Raw genomic sequence first — 18,683 nt, 5'->3', positions numbered from 1 at the left:
TCCTGATCTTGAACGACGTCAGAGCACCTTACGAAATTTCTCCGCAAGACGGTCAAGGCCCGGATTGGAGGAAAAATCCGACCGGACCCGCTTTGCTGCGGCCAAGCCCAGCTTGTGGCGCTCGCCAGGAGACCGGATCAGGCGGGCAAGGGCACTGCCCAGCTCCTTTGGGGCACCAGGGTCAACCAGAATACCGGTTTCGCCGTCGAGGATCAGTTCCGGAATGGCGGAGACCTTGGTGGAGAGGCAGCACAGTCCCATTGACTGCGCTTCCATCAGCACGTTTGGCAAGCCGTCCCTGTCTCCGGACCTGGCGAGTTTCGACGGCAGCACGAACAGGTCCGCATCCCGGCAGGCGTTGATAACCTCTTCGCGCGGCTGCGCGCCGCGCCAGGTGATCCGGTCCGAAAGCCCGAGCGCATCCGCTTGCGCTTTCAAGGTGTCCGACAGTTCGCCCCCGCCGACATGGGTGAACTGCCAGTTGAGACTGTCCGGCAGGGCATGGAGCGCTTCCAGCAGATCGTCATAGCCCTTTTTCTCCACCGCGCGGCCAACGGAGACCAGGCGCACCGGTTCACCGGTGCCGTCGCGCGGGGACGGCGTATCGGACGGGGCCGGGAAACCCGAGAAATCGAGCCCGTGATAAAGCAGCTCGACCTTGCCGGGGTCGTCGGCCAGGCCGTTGAGATACTGCTCGTTGACGGCCGTGCAGGTCACGCCCCACGCGGCATCGTTGATCTTGGTTTTCAGGTCCCAGTCCGGGCTGGTCCAGATGTCCTTGGCATGGGCGGAAAACGACCATTGCCGCCCGGAAAGATGGGCGGCATAGCGTGCCGCCGAACAGGGCGTATGCAGGTAATGGGTATAGATCCAGGCAATGTCGTCCGGAAGCTCATGGGCAAAGACGCAGCCCTGGGCCCAGCGCCGCCGGCGGTCCGCATTGGGCTGATGCGCGAAATCCGCCTCGAACAGGGCCTTGGCTTCCGCATAGGTCGGCTGTTTTTCCGCCCAGCGTTTGGCCCGGGCGACCCGTGCGGGATCGTCCTTCACGTATTCCGGCAGATACATCACCTCGGCGGAGATCTGCCGGTGCAGGTCATGGATGAACGGATCGTAGGGCTTGCGAAGGGCAACGATCAGGATGCCGATGCCGCGCCGTTCCAGGCCGAGGATCTCCTGCGCGATGAAGGTTTCGGACAAGCGTGGATAGCCTTTGACCACAACGGCGATACGGGACATCGGTCGTCTCTTGGGTGTCGGGATGGCGGGAACGGCGGAATGTGTCAGAAATTGACAAGCTTGCGGTTGTCATCCGCCTGTGCGTCGTCGAGGATCTCGCCCACCCGGGTCGAAATGATCTCGAGGCCGCCCAGCAGATTGTCGATCCCGGCGGCGGAGGGCGGTGCCATTTCCGGCAATTCCGAAAGCGCCTTCGCCATGAGATCAGGATCGGGATAGCTGTCGATCGGCAGGACCTTGAGCAATTTGCTGTTCTCGGCGCGTTCGGCGCGGATCGCCTGTTCACGGCGGGGGACCACACGCGGCACCATCAGGGTCGGCTTGTCGAAGGACAGGATCTCGCAGAAGGTGTTGTAACCGCCCATGCCGACAATGGCGGTCGCGTTGGCGAGATAGGGTTCGATCTGCGGGGTGAAGCGGATGATTTCCACATCCCTCAGATGTTCCGCCCGTTCGCTGAACTGCGTCGCTGCCGCCGCCGGCATGAACGGTCCGAGAACGATCAGGGCCGGGAACAGCGGCCGCTGCCGCGCTTCGTAGGCGCGCATGACCCAGTCGACCATTTCGACACCGTCGCCGCCGCCTCCAGGGGTCACGAGTATGTAGGGTTCCTCGTCGAACGGCGAAGGGGCGGGGTGTTCGAGGGCCGATTTGGGCAATTCACGGCGCAGGAAACCGGTATAGCGCAGCTTTTCGTTGACCGGCTCAGGCAGGTCGATTCCCTCCAGCGGATCGCAAATGTCTTCCGGACCATAGATCCAGATCTCGTCATACAGATCGTTGAGGGCCGGATAGACATTTTTCCGGTCCCATTCCTCCTTGAGGATCTGGGGGTCGTCCATCACGTCGCGCAGTCCGAGCACCAGCTTGGTATCGGTTTCCTTGAGGGCTTCCAGTGTCGGCAGCACCTCGCCGCGCAGGCCGAGCGGTTCCTTGTCGACGATAAAGATGTCGGGCTCGAACACTTTCGCGGTGTGTTCGATGATCGAGGAGCGTATCGCCAGGGTCTGGTCAATGTTTATATGCAGGGACAGCGGCGTGTATTCACCGTTGCGCAGCTTGATCACGCCGGGGATGCGAACGAAATCGACCCGGGAGCGGAATTCGAAACTGCCGATGATCGGGGAGCCGGACAGGATCAGGACGGACAGGGTGTCGAAGTCGCCGACCAGCGACTGGGCGATGGCACGGCAACGTCTCAGGTGGCCCAGTCCGAAGGAATCGTGGCTGTAGATGAGAATCTTCGGCGTTTTGGAACTCATACTGCCCCTAAATTTGTAAAGCTGCCCCGGTGGGCTTATGTCTCAACTTATCGGGTCTTGTCACGCGCGGATATGCCTTGACAGGAAACTTTCGACAAGGAACGGTCTGAGGACCCTTTCAAAGTGGTTGTTACAAATGCTAATCCTGGCTGGCGCATCGATCTCGGATCGCTAATATATCAAATCTGATCTGTTTGCACATGATTGATCCTTATCTGTTTGGATGAGCTGATGGAAAAGAGCCTTTTCGGTTTTATTTGGAAGTATAGTGCCAGACAGCAGATCTTTATTCTATTGGTCACCATACTCACCTATCCGGTGGTTTATTTCCTGCTTGAGTTACCGAAACTCATCGTCAACGACGCTGTTCAGGGCGACAACTTCCCGCGGTCGATTGTCGGTTTCGATTTCGACCAGATTCCTTATCTGGTTTTGCTCTGTTTCACGTTCCTGTTTCTTGTGGTCGTCTCCAACGGGCTGAAATTCTACCTCAACGTCTACAAGGGACGGCTCGGAGAGCGCATGTTGCGGCGCCTGCGTTTCGAACTCTTTCAGCGGGTGTTGCGCTTCAGGTTGCCTCATTTCAGGAAAGTCAGTTCCGGCGAGATCATTCCGATGATCACCTCGGAGGTGGAGGACGTCGGAGGGTATATCGGTGAGGCCTTCGCGCTGCCGGCTTATCAGGGCGGCATGCTGGTCGTCCAGCTGGGCTTCATCTTCATGCAGGACCCGCTTCTGGGTCTCGCGGCCATCAGCTCCTACCCGATCCAGGGCTATGTTATTCCGCTGTTGCAAAGGCGGGTGGTACTTCTGTCCCGCCAACGGGTGAAGAATGTCCGGATCATCGCGGACAAGGTCGGCGAGAATATTACCGGCGTTGCCGAGATCCACGCCAATGACGCGGCGGCGTGGCACTCGGCGGATATTTCCGACAGGCTCTATGAGAACTTCAAGATCCGCTACGAGATCTTCAACCGGAAATTCCTGATCAAGTTCCTGAACAACTTCATGAACCAGCTGACGCCGTTTTTCTTCTACCTGATCGGCGGTTATCTGGTCATCGAGGGCAACCTGAGCATCGGTGCCCTTCTGGCGGTCATCGCAGCCTACAAGGACCTGGCCGGCCCCTGGAAGCTGCTCCTGTCCTTTTACCAGATGACGGCCGATGTAAGCGTCAAGTACCAGACCGTGGTCGAGAATTTCGACCCGCCCGACATACATGACACCGACCGGCTGACCTCCGACGACACCGTGGAACTCACTGGCGACGTGAAGTTCGACAACGTGAATTTCTCCGGCGGCGCTGCAGGGCAGGAAGTCATGGACGTCTCGCTGACCGTCCCCGCGGGCAGCGCATGCGCCATTGTCGGGCCGGACGGTTCGGGGCGTTCGGAAGTTCTGCAACTTGCCGCCGGACTGGTGTCGGCCTCGACAGGCAAGGTCTGTATCGGAGAGCACGATCTCGACAAGCTTACGGACGCGACGCTCGGGCGCGAGATCGCCTATGTCGGCGGTGCTGTCCATGTCTGGACGGGGACCATCCGGGACAACCTTTATTACGGCCTCAGGCACAGGCCGCTGATTCCGCCGGAGCGGGAGGGCGAGGACCTCAAGCTATACAAGAGGCGTGTCAGCGAAGCGAAGCTGACCATGAACCCGATCTACGACCTGGGCGCGGTCTGGGAAGATCTGCAGGCTGCCGGTGCCGACACGGAGCGGGATCTGGACGAAAAGGCGCTGGAACTCCTCAAGGCGGTCCAGATCGACAAGGACATCTATCGTCTCGGCCTGCAGTCCAGGTTCGATCCGTCCATGGATGACGGCTTCGCCGACAAGATCCTGAGCGTGCGCAACAGCCTCGCCGACCGTATCGCGAAGGAACCCGCGCTCGGCGGGCTCGTCGAACTCTGGCACCCGGACAGGTTCAACGCGAGCGCCAGCCTGGCGGACAACCTGTTCTTTGCCGTTCCGTCCGATCCGGACATCACGATGGACGATGTGCCGGACCTTGAGGAGGTGAAGGCATTTTTGTCGGAAACGGGCTTTGACAAGAAGTTGCAGCAGATCGGTCTGAAGATCGCCGAAACCATGCTGGAACTGTTCTCGAACGTGTCCGGCGACAGCGGGCTGCTCGGTGCCTATTCCTTTATCACGCTGGACGAGATACCCGAATTCGAGCGTATCGTGCGCGTGGCGAAGTCCGAGCAGCAGCGCCCCGGTCTGAGCGAAGCCGACCGGTCGCGCCTCACCGGGCTCGCCTTCAAGCTGGTTCCGGCCCGGCATCGTCTGGGCGTGATGGACGATGCGCTCAAGACAGAGATCATCAGCGCCCGCAAGCGGTTCCTGAACGAGGTCGTCAAGGACAACGACAAGTTTGTGGCCTTCGACCCGGATGTTTACCTGCCGCCCCTGACCATCGAGGACAATCTGCTCTTTGGCCGCGCCAGGGTCGACCGCCGGGACGCGCGCAGGCGCATCGATGACGTCATTCGCGCGATCGTTGAAGAGACCGGGCTCCGGAAGCCCATCATCTATGCCGGCTTCGGCTATCATGTTGGGGTCGCCGGGTCCAAGCTTTCAGCAGGCCAGCGCCGAAAGATCGCGCTGGTCCGCGGCCTTCTGAAAAACGCGAAAATCACCATATTGGATGATATTGCCACCGGCATGACCGAGGATGACAAGTCGCTCCGTGAAGGATTGCGATCGATCCTTGCCGAAAAGACGTTCTTATACGGCACATCCAATGCGGATATCGCGGCTGAATTCGACCAGCGTTTCACATTCGACCAGGGACGGCTTGCAGACAAAGGATAGAAAGATGGCGGTGAGGACAAGCGGGTGGCCGTGCAGCTTTCCGTGCTCCGGCATGACGGACGCGGCAGTGCGTGGCAAGAACGGAACCGGGAGGTCGGCATGACCCTAGAAGCCGAAGTCGAGGCACTCCGGAAGGTGCCGCTTTTCCATGGCATCGACGAGACAAAGCTGCGTCTGCTGGCCTTTATCAGCGACCGCACCGAGTATCCTGCGGGCGAGCGCCTGTGCTCGCAGGGGGAAGAAGGGGATTGCGCCTTCATCATCCTGTCGGGGGACGCGGATGTTCTGGTCGAAACGCCGGAAGGAGAAAAGAAGGTCGCCCAGGTTTCTGAAAATTCAATCGTTGGCGAAATTGCGATTTTGTGCGACGTACCAAGAACCGCGACACTTGTTGCTGCAACCAATATGGATGTTTTGACTGTATCGAAAGACGATTTCTTGAAACTCTTGAAAGAATTTCCGGATATCTCACTTGAGGTGATGCGGACATTGGCCTTGAGGCTCGAACGGACAACCCGAGATCTGGCCGATGCGCGCCGCGGTGCCGGCGCCGGCTGAGGAGTAACACGTGACCGAGGAATTTTCGCTTCGTTGCTGGGGCGTCAGAGGATCCACACCGACACCTGGGTCGAGCACGCTCCGCTATGGTGGCGAAACCTCCTGTTTCGAGATCCGCGCCGGAGATGCGCTCGTTCTCGTGGACTGCGGCTCCGGTGCCCGAAACCTCGGCATGGAAATCTGCAAGTGCGACACGCGCCGTTTCGATCTCCTGTTCACGCATACGCATCTCGACCACATTTGTGGCCTGCCTTTTTTCAAGCCTGCCTATGATCCGAGTTTCGAGGTAACGGCATGGGCCGGGCATTTTCAGGACGAAACCAACCTGGTTGAAATTGTCAGCCGGATCATGTCACCGCCGATCTTTCCGGTTGCCGCCAAGACCCTCAAGGCGGTCGAGTTCAAATCCTTTGCCGCCGGTGAGCAGATCCCGCGCACCGACGACCTCGTCATCCGCACCATCAAGCTCAACCATCCGGGCGGGGCTTGTGGCTACAGGTTTGAATTCAGGGACAAATCGATCTGTATCATCACGGATCACGAGCACGGCGACCCGGACATCGACGCCGCACTTCCCGGTTTCGTCATGAACACCGATGTCATGATCTATGACGCCATGTTCACGGACGACGAGTACCAAAGCTATAAGGGCTGGGGGCACTCGACCTGGCAGAAGGCTGTTCAGCTGGCCAGGGAAGGAAACGTCAGGACACCGGTCCTGTTTCATCATGACCCGAGGCGGTCCGATGACGAATTGGATGAAATCGGCCTTGCGGCGCAATCTGCCTATCCGGGCACGCTGGTTGCAAGTGAAGGCATGGTGCTGCGTCCCTGAATTGTGTGAGCGGCAAGACTATTTAAAAAAATGGGCGGCCCAAACGGCCGCCCAAAAAACACTATAGTTTAAAAAAAGATCATACGCCGGATGCAGGAATGCGGGTATTCCTGAAGCGCACCCGGTAAACGGTCAGGTGCGACTTGAAATTCGGGCGCGCCTGAACGTCAGATACGATCAATAGTTGTTTACAGGGTGTATGCATTAAGTGCATGGTCCAAATGGACTAAATTGTTGCGATTTCTCGGTGTCGGCCACCGGATTGTCTAGCGGTATTGTAAAAAACAACAGGGTTCGCTTGGGGGTGGCGTGGTTGTTGATGCGGGAAAATATGTTCATTTGTCGAGCCTTGCGGTCTCCGCTGCACTGGATCCAAACCAGTGGCAGGTGTTTCTCGATGAGCTTGCACAGGTTCTCGGAACGCGCGTTTGCACACAGCTGATCGGCTATGATCAGCTCACCAGGGCAGCGCCGCTTGCCTGTTCGTCCGGCTACGATCCGCAGATCCTGGAGCTCTACGAAACCCACTACGCCGACAAGAACCCGTTTGCTGAGAATTTTTCGAGATGTGCGGTCGGGGACGTCATTTCCACGTTCCAGCTTTGCCCGCCGGCCACCCTGAAGAAGACGCAGTTCTATGCCGACCTTCTCGCGCCGCTGGAAGACATAACCGGCGGCGGCGGCTGCATGCTCGCCTATGATGCGGACCGCATGTTCCTGCTCGGCGGCAACATGCGGGCGAGGGATCGCGACAAATACGAGGCCGACTGGCTGCGGTTGTGTGACGATCTCGCGCCGATCATTCGCCAGTCCCTGGAAATCAACCGGACGATTTCCGGGCTCTCGTTCGAGAAATGGGCCGCCGAACAGCATCTGCTTGGGTCCGGCACCGCGATCATGGTGGTCGATCCGGCGATGACGATCCACTTTGCCTGCGGGCAAGCGCAAGCGCTGCTGGACAAGGGAACACTCATCGGTAACGGCTTCGGGCGGCGCGTCCGGTTCCGGTCCGAGGAGACGCAGAGAGAGTTCGCCGCCTTCACCCGCTTTCAGGCGAAGGGAGAAGGCATCTTCAAGAACTGGAGCCTTGAGGACGAGGAAGGCCATAAGTGGACCTGCCGTACTATGGGCGTGCGCCTTGCGGACCTCGACCGCACGCCTTTTGGTGCCTTTATGGACAAGTCCATTTCTGCGGTGCTCGTGGCGCTCAAGCCGGAAAAGAACCGTGCGTCGCTCAAGGATCACGTTCAGCGATTGCTTGGTCTGAGCCTGGCCGAGACGGTGACGGTCCTGAAGCTTCGCGAGGGACTGACGCCGGCGGAAATTGCGCAGGACAGGCAGATCAGTGTCCATACGGCGCGCAACCAGATCAAGGCCGCACTGTCCAAGACCGGTTGCCGTCGCCAGAGCGATCTGGTTCGCAAGGTGGAACAGCTTCACCAGCAAATGATCTGGCGGAGCTAGGCGCGTCAGGTGTCGGGCTGCCAGTCCGGTTGAGTTTCGAAACAGACGGTGTCCTCCGGCAATTGGTCCCAGTGCGGTTTGTCACGCTCGAAAACCACGACCTGAACTTCCAGGCCGGCGGCCTCATCCATCGAGCCGAGTGTCAAAGTCAGATAGTCGGGTGAACGCGTATTCGTGCCATATATCGGGCTGCCACATGTCGCGCAGGACGCTTTGGTCACTTTTGAGCCCTTTGCCGATGTGTATCTGTATTCGTGGAGGTCGCCGTGGATCCTGACCGCTTTGGCGGGGAACATGGCTCCAATCGAGTGGCCGGTTCCACTCAGGCGGCGGCATTCTTCGCAGTGACATTGGGCCACAACGACCGGCGGTCCATCCGCATCGTAGCCAATCGCGCCACAAAGGCATTTTCCCGAAAACTTCATACCGGTACTCGAACCTCGCAAGGCCTGTCCGTCACGCCTTCTGCCGCAGTCGGAACAGGCTTTTGTATCAGGGCAAGGAACGGGCGTCACGATCTTCGGACATTGACGGGATGTCCTCTCACGGCGACAGCCACTCACAACCGGTCACAATCCGGAGGAGCGGCTTGCGCAATGCCTTGCCGGAGTGGAAACTCCGGTTGTCCTTACATCGACATCGGCGTCCTGATGGCTTCATTTCTGAATTCTGTTAGATACATCCTGCGCGGTGGACCGCCCGAGGCCGGGTTGCCCGACCGGATCCGGGACGACATTCGCGCCCGGGAAGCCTCTTCGGAGCACCTGATCGGCTGGGTGCAGCTGGGCATCGTGCTGTTTTTCTCGACGCTCTATGCCATCGCGCCCCGGGCGGAAGGGTCCGCCGGGTTCAATTTCGTTCCCTACGCCCTGGCAGCCTATTTCCTGTTCACCGTGATGCGGCTGGTGCTGTCCTACCGCTTCGAGCTGCCGCAATGGTATCTGCTGATCTCGATCCTGGTCGACATGAGCCTGCTGGTCGGGCTGATCTTTTCCTTCCACATCCAGTATGGCCAGCACCCGACCTTCTACCTGAAGACGCCCACGCTGATGTATGTGTTCATCTTCATCGGACTGAGAGCGCTCCGTTTCGATCCGCGCTTCGTCCTGACCACCGGCCTTGTCGCGGTGACCGGCTGGCTCGGGCTGGTCTTCTATGCGGTGTTCGCGGACATGGACCACATGCGCGTCACCCGCAACTATGTCGAATACCTGACCGGAAACACCATCCTGATCGGCGCCGAACTGGACAAGACCATGGTCATTCTCGCCGTCACCATCATCCTGTCCGTTGCGCTTTACCGGGGGCGGTCGATGCTGTTCGAGGCGACAAAGGATCATGCCGCGGCGATGGACCTGCGCCGGTTCTTTGCTCCCGAAGTCGCCGCGTCCATCACCGGGGCGGACACCGAACTGCAGGCCGGCGAAGGCAGCCAGCGCGATGCGGCAATCCTTTATGCCGACATCCGCTCCTTCACCTCGACCTCCGCGACACTGGCACCGGAAACCGTTCTGGCCGTGCTGGCGGAATATCAGAACCTTGCGGTCGAGGTGATCGTCGAGGAGGGGGGGCGCGTCGACAAGTTCCTCGGCGACGGTATCCTGGCGACCTTCGGCGCGGTCCATCCTTCCGAGACCTATGCGGCCGACGCCCTCAGGGCGGCCAACCGCCTGATCGAATGCGCCGAACAGGCGCAGGACCGGTTCCAGTCTGCCGGTTGGCCGGAGCAATTGCGCATTGGTACGGCAGTCTCGGCCGGACCGGTCACGGTCGGGGTGATCGGCTCGAAGCGGCGGCTCGAATTCACGGTGATCGGTGATGCCGTCAACAGGGCGGCCAAACTGGAGGATGCCAACAAGATCCAGCAGTCGAAGGCGCTCACCGACAGGACAACCTTCGAGCTGGCACGGGCACAGGGCTATGACATTCCGCTCCTCGAGGCCCGCCCGGGGGAAGAGGTCGTCGGCATGCGGGCTCCGGTCGATCTTGTCGTTCTCGCCCGGTAGAGCTGTTGCAACAGGAGCATGCTTGCGGGTGCCTGCGGCTGGATGCGGGCGCGAATAACCGACGCCAGACATTTGACGGCGGCATCGCCGCCTTCCGGACCTGCCGTGAAAGCACGCGGCAGGAATTTCGTCCCGGAGAGCTGCCGGCTGCCCCGGGACGAGGTACGCAGATGTCAGCGCGCGTTGGGATCCATCATGGTGTCCATGATCGACTCGGTGTCGAAATCGAGGCTCTTCTGGCGCGGCGGATAGTCTTCGAACGACGAGAAGAAGCGGGCAACAATGGCGCTCGCCGGGCCGAGCGCCCAGGACCTGTTTTCCTGCCACTCGTCGAACCCCCTGCTTTCATGGAATCGCTCGAACGGATCCAGGTCGAGCCGTGTGATCAGGGGCGTCGTTATCTGCTCCTGGACACCGTTGAACCACTTGTCCTGCTGCGTGAACAGGAACTTCCATTCGCCGAACCGCAATCCGTGGAAGGTGGTTTCCGAGAAGAAGAAGAACTCCTTGCGATTGGAAGGGCCTTCGCCGGTCAGGACCGGTGTCTGGTCGTAACCGTCAAGATGGACGCGGTAGTCGGTGCCGCCGATCTCGGTCCCGCCAAGCAGGTCCTCCTTGAGGCCCGGCTGTCCGAGCTGGGCCATGATGGTCGGAACCCAGTCTTCCATGGTGACAAGTTCACCGGTCGTGGTGCCGGGCTTGACCAGGTTCGGCCAGCGTATCATCGCCGGCACCTTGAAGGCCCCCTCGTAGCCGCCGACACCCTTGTCGCCGCGGAAAGGCTGGTTGCCGCCGTCCGGCCAGCTGTTTGTCGGGGCACCATTGTCGGTGGAGAAGATCACCACAGTGTTGTCGGCAATGCCCAGTTCGTCGACAAGGTCCAGCAATTCGCCGACATCGTCATCAAGTTCGACCATGCCGTCGGCATAGACGCTTCCCGTGCCTGTGATGCCGTCATATTCCTCGCTCAGATTGGTCCGGTAATGCATCCGTGTCGTGTTGTGCCATACGAAAAACGGTTCGTCGGCGGCCACGGCGTCCCGGATGAACCGGAGGCTTTCTTCCAGGACTTCCTGGTCAAGCACGCGCTGACGTTCCTGGCCGAAACCTCCCAGGTCCTCAATTTTCTGCGCGCCTCCCTGGTCGGCCGCAAAGGAATGAATAACGCCCCGTTGTGCCAGTCCGGCTTCCTCGAATGCCTCTGCGGGATAGTCGTCCTGTTCGACATATTCGCCGGCGTTCAGGTGATAGAGGATGCCGAAGAATTCATCGAAACCGTGCGCCGTCGGCAGATGCTCGTCACGGTCGCCGAGGTGGTTCTTGCCGAATTGCCCGGTGCGATAGCCGAGCGGTTTCAGCATCTCGGCGAGGGTCGGGTCCTCAGGCTGGAGCCCTTGCGGCGCACCCGGGAGGCCGACCGTCGAAAGGCCTGTCCGGATCGGGTACTGGCCCGTGATAAAGGCCGCTCTTCCCGCCGTGCAGGACGCATGCGCATAATGGTCCATGAACAGCAGACCCTCGTCCGCGATGCGGTCGATGTTCGGTGTCTCGCAACACATCATCCCGCGGTGATAGGCCGAGATGTTCCACATGCCGACATCATCCCCCCAGATCACGAGAATGTTCGGTTTGTCCGGCTCTTGCGCCATGACTGGGCCGGAGGCAAGAAACAAGGCCAGGGCTGCAGAGGAAAAAACTTTCAACATCACATGGCTCCCTTGGAAACTGTGCAACTCAGGGAGATAGAGCGGCAGAATTAAAAGTCATTCGTGTGGCGACAAAATACCTTTTTGAGTTAACGCCCGCCCGTGCCCGAGGTCGAACTGCCCTGCCGCCGGGGTGAAGCTCATGGTCGCCAGGACAGTGAAACCCGGAATTGCTTGACCGGGCACGCATTCTCGGTCACTTTGCGCCTTAAATTGACGTTTTCGTCAAAAGGAAAAATTAAATCTATTGATATCAATGGATTGGTCATGTTGGAGGCTGACTTGAAACTGGATTCTTCTCTTTCGGCAATTGTCACAGGCGGTGCTTCGGGGCTGGGCGCGGCAACGGCGCGCATGCTCGCCGCCGAAGGCGTCAGGGTGACGCTGTTCGACCGCAACGCAGAAGATGGGAGCGCGGTGGCCTCCGAGATCCACGGCATCTTTGCGGATGTCGACGTCACCGACCAGGCCAGCGTTGAAGCCGGGTTCGAGACCGCGCGCAGCGCCCATGGGCAAGAGCGGATCCTCGTCAATTGCGCCGGTATTGCACCGGTCGCCAAAACGACGTCGCGCGGAGAACCCCATCCGATGGACATGTTCGAGAAGGTGATCGGTGTCAACCTGATCGGGTCCTTCCGCTGCATTTCGATCGCGGCAACGGGCATGGCGGCTCTTGAGCCGGTCACCCCGGACGGTGGGCGTGGCGTGATCGTCTCGACGGCCTCGGTCGCGGCCTTTGACGGCCAGATCGGCCAGGTTGCCTACGCAGCCTCGAAAGCCGGTGTCGCCGGCATGACGCTGCCTGTTGCGCGGGATCTTTCAAAATCGGGCATCCGCGTGATGACGATCGCACCCGGCATTTTCGAAACGCCGATGCTGCTCGGCCTGTCCCAGGAGGTCCAGGACTCTCTCGGTCAGCAGGTGCCGTTCCCCTCCCGGCTCGGCAAGGCGACGGAATATGCCCAGCTGGTCCGGTCCATCTGCGAGAATGACATGCTCAACGGCGAGACCATCCGTCTCGACGGTGCAATCCGCATGGCTCCGCGGTGATGGGTAGTCGGCGGCGCTGACATCAGTGCGCCGCCGGTTTGGCCAAACTCTTCCACAGACACACTTTTTCATACGCTTGTGGCTTTTTCCCGTCTAAGCTGACGCAACGGCGCGCGCACGTGAAGCGCTGCCTTGGCGTTAGGGGAGTCATCTATGTCTGAACAAGCGCATGAACTTGCGCCGCATCATTTGCCGCCTTTCATACCGACGGCGGATGGTGGCGACTGGTTGATGTCGGTGATGCTGGTCTCGCTGATCATCGGTGTCATTCTGGCGGGCGTTTTTTATCTGCACCTTCATTCAATCCCCGAACGCCTGGCGCACAAGCACGGTCGCATGCAGTTCGAACTGGTTGCGGTGCTTGGGTTGCTGGCGCTGTTCACTCACAACAACATCTTCTGGGTGGCGGCGCTGCTTCTGGCCTTCATCCAGCTTCCGGATTTCTGGACCCCTCTTGAATCGATCGCTCATTCACTGAGCCGGATGGCGGGCACAGGTGGCGTCTCCTCCGAGACAATTGTTGAACACGACACGGAGGTTGAGTTCGCCGCCGATGAAGGGCCGGCGGCCGAGGGCGAAATGTCCGCTTCTTCCGAAGAGACCGTTCAGGCTTCCGCGCAAGAAGGTGAGGGGGGCAAACATGTTTGAGCTTCTGTTCTGTTCGCTTCTCACCATCCTGCCGGACTTCCTGATCCGCCGATTTGTCCAGGGAAAGCGCATCGGTCATGAAATCACGCTTTATTCGGTCTGGTACGAGCTGCGCTACGGCATCGTCCTGTGCCTGATGCTGACCGTCGCTCTGATCACGCTGATCTTCTACTACCATCCGACCGCGACCTCGGCAGTGTCGTCCTTCCGGACGGTGCCGATCCTGCCCGAAGGTTCCGGCCGTGTGGTCGAGACCTATGTCCCGCGCGAGCTGGAGGTCGAGGTCAAGGCAGGCGACCCGATCTTCAGGCTGGACAGCACGCGTCAGGAGGCCGACGTGGTGACGGCCGAACAGCAGGTCGCCGAGACAAGGGGCGAACTGGCACTGGCGCAAAGCGAACTGGCGGTGGTGACCGCGCAGGTCGAACAGGCGCAGGCCTCGCTGAAACAGGCACAGGACGAGCTCGACACGCGGCAGGAACTGTTCCAGCGCAACGCCAATGTGGTCAGCGAGCGGGACATCGAGAAACTGCAGAACACGGTCGATGCCAGGTCCGGCGGACTGCGGGCCGCCCAGGCCAACCAGGAACTCGTCGAGACCAAGATCAACGTGTCTCTGCCGGCAAAGCTGAAAAGCGCCGAGGCGCGCCTCAACGAGGCGCAGGTGGAACTGGCGAAGATGACCGTCTATGCCGGTGTCGACGGAACGGTCAGCCAGTTCATTCTGCGCAAGGGTGACATCGTCAATCCGTTCATGCGGCCGGCCGGTGTTCTGATCCCCGCCGATGCGCAGCGGGAGCGGATCATCGCCGGGTTTGGCCAGATCGAGGCCCAGGTCCTGAAGGAAGGCATGGTCGCGGAAGCATTCTGCGGGGCAGTGCCCTTCACCATCATCCCTTTGGTGGTGACCGAAGTGCAGACCCAGATTGCCTCTGGACAGGTCAATGCGGGCGGACAGCTGGTCGATACCAGCCAATCCGTGAAGCCGGCAACGATCACCACGATGCTGGAACCGCTCTACGAGGACGGGCTGGAAGAGCTTCCCCCCGGCGCCATCTGCATCGTCAACGCCTATACCAGCAACCATGACCGGCTGACATCGGGTGAACCGCTCGGCACAGGCGAGTTCATCTTCCTGCACGCGGTCGATACGGTCGGCCTGGTGCACGCCATGCTGCTGCGTCTTCAGGCGCTGCTGTTCCCGATCCAGACACTGGTGCTCACCGGGCACTGACGGTTGCGGCTCACACGGAATGACAGCAAGGGCCGGACCGGACAGTCCGGCCCTTGTTCGTTCCCGTTTCACGGCGCAGATCAGGACGTGTAGCTGACCACCTCGAATTCGATGCCGTCGTCGTCGTCGAAATAAAACCGGCGCCCGGGCTCGTAGTCGCCGTGATTGTGGGTCCTGTAACCGCCGGCCTTGATCCGTTCTTCCGTGGCGTCCAGATCGTCGACCACAACGGCGACGTGATTGAGACCGCCGTGGGTGTGGTAGCTGACCGCGTCGGACCGGTTCGGCGGTTCGGGTGGCGTATAGGCGGCGATATAGCTGGTTTCGTTGCCGATATGATAGGTCGTTCCGCCACCGAGGCTGGCGCCCTTCCAGCGCACCTTCCAGCCGAACCAGGCCTCCAGCCGCTTGGCCGTCGCGTCCGGGTCGCTGACGGTGATGTTCACATGCTCCAGAAATGCCGTGCTCATGACAGTGTCCTTTCAAGGTTTGACCTTTTTGGGACACTGGAGATAATTCCTCAAGTAAGGTTGAGGTCAAGGGGAGAAAGCCCAAAAAATGAAAAAGCTTATGAAAGGGACCGATCCTCTGTCCATCGGTGAACTGGCTGAGCGGACCGGGCTTTCAGTCTCTGCGATCCGGTTCTACGAGGACAGGGGGCTGGTGCACCCGAGCCGGAACGCCGGCGGCCAAAGACGGTTTCTGCGGGCCGACATCCGGCGGCTTTCCTTCGTGCTTGTGGCACAGGAATTCGGGTTTTCGATTGCCGAGATCGCGGAGCAGCTCAAGCGCCTGCCCGAAGGCAGGGCACCAACCAAGGCGGACTGGACCAGGATCAGCCGGGAGTTTCGCGCCCATCTCGATCAGCGTATTGCACGCATGACGGCGCTACGGGACAAGCTGGATTCATGCATCGGCTGCGGCTGCCTCTCACTGAAGTCCTGCCGGCTCTACAATGCCGGCGACGCCGCGGCCAACAAGGGCCGCGGGCCGCGTTATCTGCTCGGTGACCGGCCGGATGTGGCCGGATGAATGGCCGGTCCTGCTTGCGCAGCCGGCAAGCGTTTTCAGGTTACCGGTTGTTGAGCTGTGACCGAACCCTCCTGAGACCCAGTTGGGTTATGCGGTAGGGACCGCCGTTTTTCGAGGAGATATACCGCATGTATTTGAGCTTGCGGAACAGTCTCTGAGTACAACCTCCCCAGAACCAGCCTTCGCGGGTGACGGTGTCATACGTGACGATACGGCCGTCCTCGTCCTTTTCCACGAGGATATGGCCGCCTTGAGCCAGCAGGTGCAGGACCCGCTGCTCGGCCTTGGAAATGTCCATTGATAGTGATTTGCCTGATTTTATGCATACCGGCAGTCACCGCAGCAGAACGCATGCAGTGCTGATTGTCTGTTCCCGGCTGGCTGCAGCCGGGTTTTACCGGGACTCTTGCAATCCGCGCATAAAAATCCTTTCAGTTGGCAGTGATGTCCATATCACGGGCACTTATGGGCAGCAATGTAGCGCGGTTGAAAGGACAGGAGAGAAGACCTCTTCGAGGCCGCCTGTTGCCCAAACGCCAAAGGACAGCGGTAAGGTGGAACGGATCCGGGGATCCGAAGAGGTCAGCTGCTTTCTGCGGGCCAGTAGCCGTTGTCGGTGTTCCTGGACACGGCAACGGCGCTGACATCCTTGGAACCGCAGGCGGCGCATTTCAGGGTTTCGCTCAGTGCCGATATTTTCTGATCGCCTGAGAACCGGCCGGCACTCATGTAGCGAAACCGTCCGCAATGGTGGCACTGGATTCCAAGACGTCGATCCGTCTTGCCCAATACTTCAATGGTAGGGTCGTCTTCATGGAAGGGTGCAAGTAAATTCATGTATTTAAATCTTGCCGAGCAGAAATGAAGAGGGGCTAGGGTCCGCGTATTGGGTGCCCAATTTATTTAGATTAGCACATGGCGGAGGAAAGTAAAGTTACAGACAGTTATGTGAATTGGTGTTCATGTTCTTGTGAATACGAAAAGTTTCGTAATAATACGTATTAGTGCTGAACGTTGCTGCTGATGAGACTATCCGGTTCAAACGGCAAGGCGCGTTGCGAAGCGCGATGCGGTGCATCGGACAAGCGGCGCAGCGCTGCCGGCGGGCCAGGCGGTTTGGCACGCCGGCGTCGTTGGCCCCTAATGGTGGGAAACACCTCCGCGCCAGGCCCGCCTCGCCAGCGAGCCAAATCGCCTCGGTCAAATGACCCTGATTGATCGCAAAGCGCTCCAGTGGGTCAGGTTGCAGATTTTTCGGAAGGTGGGGGCGGCCAGAAAAGAAGGCCTAAATGTCTCTCGCAATTTCAGGCGGCTGCCGTTAAGAGGAGCATATGATGACCCTCTCGGAAACCTGGTACGACCTGATCGGACTGTCCGGTCTCTTGAACCCGTTTGCGCTCCTGATCGGGGCCTATCTGGGGTGGCGCGCCGACCGTGCGCAAAAATTGTGGATCGCGGGTTTCGCCGCCGCCGCGCTTTCACTCATTCTCGAGGCCGCGGTCGGCATGCTGCAATTGCCGCTACCCATCTCCCAGGATGCGGGCGCCCTGGCAATGTTTCCCTTCAGATTTGTCGGAGGCGCGCTGGCCTCCGGCCTGGCGTTCTGGCTCAGCCGGCGCCGGAAGCACGGTTGAGCGTTTCGAGGGAAGCGATCAGTTGTCCAGCCAGCTGTTGAAAAGTGCGGCGTTCGGGCATTGGTCGAGCGGGTGTTCAGCCCCGTCCGGGTGCTGCTCCAGCCACGTTCGGCAGGCGTCCGTTTCCGAGCAGTTGATGCAGCGATAGGCGGCAGACCGCATGACGGCCTGCGACTGCGCCCCCGAAGGCATGTACTTCATGGCACCGATTGTATCGAGCATCCTGCCCATCAGTTCGGCGCGTTCATTCAGGCGATCCATCCAGTTCACGCTGTGTCTCCTCTTGTTCGGGCGAAACGTGCGTCCTCCTCATGAGTGTTTTTTGAGCACCGTCGGGGAGAAGGACACCGGCGGATAACAGCATGGTGCGGGAAACCGGCCCGCATTGCCTTGATCCGTGTCAACTCTGGCATTCCTTAAGAAACCGGCCATAATCGAGCCTTATGATTCCGCGAATGAATGCCCGTGAGCGGGACCTGGTCACCCGGAGATGGTGTGATGGTTGAAACGGTGAGTGCGTCCACACTGCCCCAGGGGAGCGGCAACGGCTCTGCTGCGCGGACGCTTGAGCCGGGAACGGAAATCAAGGCCAGGGTGGAGAGCAATTTGCCGGGAGGCGTGGTGCGTCTCGCGACCGCCGACGGCAAGGTCGACCTTCGGGTTGCCAGTCCCCTGCCGGCAAATGCGGAGGTGACGGTAACGGTCTCGGGCAGCAAGCAGCAGCCGGCCATATTGATCACGACCGACAAGGCGCCTGCACAGACCGGACAGCAGAGCGGCGGGGCGGTGCAAGGCCAGGGGGGACAGCAGGCCCAGCCCAATCCGTCCCGTTCCAGCCCATCTCCGGCCACCCGATCTCCGGCCACCCCATCTCTGGCCAACCCCTCTCCAGCGAATTCGGTCCGGCCGGACCTGCCCCAAACGGGTGGATCTTCGTCCGCATTCCCCGCTCAGAGCGCCGCTGCCCGTCCGATTGTCACGGCGACGCCCGCGGGAGCTCATCTCGTTCAAGTCATGCCGGCGACTGTGGGAGGCTCGGGCACGGGTGCTCCTACGGGCCCCTTGGCCACGGCTCCAGGGACGCAGCCGTCGCCCGGCGCGGGAGGCAGCGCTGCCCCGGCGCCCTTGTCCGGCCAGGCCACAGTGTCGGGAACCCCGCAACCGCCCCAGCCCGGCGTTTCGCAACCCGGCGTGCCCGCTC

At 60.2% G+C, this 18,683-nt stretch carries 18 protein-coding genes; 10 read left to right on the top strand and 8 right to left on the bottom strand.

All coding sequences use genetic code 11. The features are described 5' to 3' along the window. Positions 1-18: 18 nt before the first annotated feature. Both O6760_RS28460 and O6760_RS28455 read right to left on the bottom strand, forming a co-directional pair. Complete coding sequence (locus O6760_RS28460) at positions 19-1,239, bottom strand: glycosyltransferase family 4 protein (RefSeq protein ID WP_269583025.1); 1,221 nt, start codon at positions 1,237-1,239, stop codon at positions 19-21. 44 nt (positions 1,240-1,283) lie between these two features. Further along, positions 1,284-2,501: a glycosyltransferase family protein gene (locus tag O6760_RS28455; protein WP_269583024.1), complete on the bottom strand. Its 1,218-nt coding sequence runs from the start codon at positions 2,499-2,501 to the stop codon at positions 1,284-1,286. 294 nt (positions 2,502-2,795) lie between these two features. Between O6760_RS28455 and O6760_RS28450 the strand changes: the two genes are divergently transcribed. From O6760_RS28450 to O6760_RS28435, 4 genes are all read left to right on the top strand, one after another. Next, positions 2,796-5,315 carry an ATP-binding cassette domain-containing protein gene (locus tag O6760_RS28450; RefSeq protein ID WP_332306210.1) on the top strand — a complete coding sequence of 840 codons (2,520 nt, stop codon included), beginning with the start codon at positions 2,796-2,798 and terminating at the stop codon, positions 5,313-5,315. A gap of 99 nt (positions 5,316-5,414) precedes the next feature. Then, on the top strand, positions 5,415-5,873 hold the full coding sequence (locus O6760_RS28445) for a cyclic nucleotide-binding domain-containing protein (RefSeq protein WP_269583022.1): 459 nt from the start codon (positions 5,415-5,417) through the stop codon (positions 5,871-5,873). Between the two features lie 10 nt (positions 5,874-5,883). Further along, the gene (locus O6760_RS28440) at positions 5,884-6,708 is read left to right on the top strand and encodes an MBL fold metallo-hydrolase (RefSeq protein ID WP_269583021.1); all 825 of its coding nucleotides are present in this window, start codon (positions 5,884-5,886) and stop codon (positions 6,706-6,708) included. Between the two features lie 339 nt (positions 6,709-7,047). Continuing rightward, a complete protein-coding gene (locus O6760_RS28435) occupies positions 7,048-8,172 on the top strand; it encodes a helix-turn-helix transcriptional regulator (protein WP_269583020.1) in 1,125 nt (374 codons plus the stop codon). Between the two features lie 5 nt (positions 8,173-8,177). Here the strand turns inward: O6760_RS28435 and O6760_RS28430 are convergent, their stop codons facing one another. Continuing rightward, positions 8,178-8,597: a GFA family protein gene (locus O6760_RS28430; RefSeq protein WP_442969840.1), complete on the bottom strand. Its 420-nt coding sequence runs from the start codon at positions 8,595-8,597 to the stop codon at positions 8,178-8,180. A gap of 225 nt (positions 8,598-8,822) precedes the next feature. Here O6760_RS28430 and O6760_RS28425 point away from each other — a divergent pair, with 225 nt between their 5' ends. Beyond that, positions 8,823-10,178, top strand: a complete 1,356-nt coding sequence (locus O6760_RS28425; protein WP_269583018.1) for an adenylate/guanylate cyclase domain-containing protein — start codon at positions 8,823-8,825, stop codon at positions 10,176-10,178. Positions 10,179-10,351: 173 nt separating this feature from the next. On the opposite strand, the gene O6760_RS28420 is transcribed toward O6760_RS28425, so the two are convergent. Continuing rightward, the gene (locus O6760_RS28420) at positions 10,352-11,884 is read right to left on the bottom strand and encodes an arylsulfatase (RefSeq protein ID WP_269583017.1); all 1,533 of its coding nucleotides are present in this window, start codon (positions 11,882-11,884) and stop codon (positions 10,352-10,354) included. A gap of 267 nt (positions 11,885-12,151) precedes the next feature. Between O6760_RS28420 and O6760_RS28415 the strand changes: the two genes are divergently transcribed. The 3 genes from O6760_RS28415 (at position 12,152) to O6760_RS28405 (ending at position 14,816) form a co-directional block, all read left to right on the top strand. Then, positions 12,152-12,934: an SDR family NAD(P)-dependent oxidoreductase gene (locus tag O6760_RS28415; RefSeq protein WP_442969839.1), complete on the top strand. Its 783-nt coding sequence runs from the start codon at positions 12,152-12,154 to the stop codon at positions 12,932-12,934. A 231-nt stretch (positions 12,935-13,165) separates the two neighbouring features. Beyond that, the gene (locus O6760_RS28410; RefSeq protein ID WP_269583015.1) at positions 13,166-13,582 is read left to right on the top strand and encodes a hypothetical protein; all 417 of its coding nucleotides are present in this window, start codon (positions 13,166-13,168) and stop codon (positions 13,580-13,582) included. Next, a complete protein-coding gene (locus O6760_RS28405) occupies positions 13,575-14,816 on the top strand; it encodes an HlyD family secretion protein (protein ID WP_269583014.1) in 1,242 nt (413 codons plus the stop codon). The genes O6760_RS28410 and O6760_RS28405 overlap by 8 nt, the downstream gene beginning before the upstream one ends. A gap of 80 nt (positions 14,817-14,896) precedes the next feature. Here the strand turns inward: O6760_RS28405 and O6760_RS28400 are convergent, their stop codons facing one another. Then, positions 14,897-15,286, bottom strand: coding sequence for a VOC family protein (locus O6760_RS28400; protein WP_269583013.1), 390 nt, complete (start codon positions 15,284-15,286; stop codon positions 14,897-14,899). A 100-nt stretch (positions 15,287-15,386) separates the two neighbouring features. On the opposite strand from O6760_RS28400, the gene soxR reads away from it, so the two are divergent. After that, positions 15,387-15,848 (top strand): redox-sensitive transcriptional activator SoxR, encoded by a 462-nt coding sequence (gene soxR, locus O6760_RS28395; protein WP_269586372.1) that lies wholly within the window; start codon positions 15,387-15,389, stop codon positions 15,846-15,848. A gap of 40 nt (positions 15,849-15,888) precedes the next feature. Here soxR and O6760_RS28390 read toward each other — a convergent pair whose 3' ends face one another. Beyond that, positions 15,889-16,146 (bottom strand): YjhX family toxin, encoded by a 258-nt coding sequence (locus O6760_RS28390; protein ID WP_269583012.1) that lies wholly within the window; start codon positions 16,144-16,146, stop codon positions 15,889-15,891. Between the two features lie 284 nt (positions 16,147-16,430). After that, positions 16,431-16,685, bottom strand: a complete 255-nt coding sequence (locus O6760_RS28385) for a hypothetical protein (protein WP_269583011.1) — start codon at positions 16,683-16,685, stop codon at positions 16,431-16,433. A gap of 494 nt (positions 16,686-17,179) precedes the next feature. On the opposite strand from O6760_RS28385, the gene O6760_RS28380 reads away from it, so the two are divergent. Then, complete coding sequence (locus O6760_RS28380; protein WP_269583010.1) at positions 17,180-17,482, top strand: phosphatidylglycerophosphatase; 303 nt, start codon at positions 17,180-17,182, stop codon at positions 17,480-17,482. Positions 17,483-17,500: 18 nt separating this feature from the next. Here the strand turns inward: O6760_RS28380 and O6760_RS28375 are convergent, their stop codons facing one another. Continuing rightward, the gene (locus O6760_RS28375; RefSeq protein ID WP_269586371.1) at positions 17,501-17,743 is read right to left on the bottom strand and encodes a DUF6455 family protein; all 243 of its coding nucleotides are present in this window, start codon (positions 17,741-17,743) and stop codon (positions 17,501-17,503) included. Between the last annotated feature and the right edge of the window lie 940 nt (positions 17,744-18,683).

Origin of the sequence: Roseibium sp. Sym1, from assembly GCF_027359675.1 — a bacterium.
GTDB lineage: Bacteria > Pseudomonadota > Alphaproteobacteria > Rhizobiales > Stappiaceae > Roseibium.
This window is presented reverse-complemented; position numbering and strand designations above follow the sequence as displayed.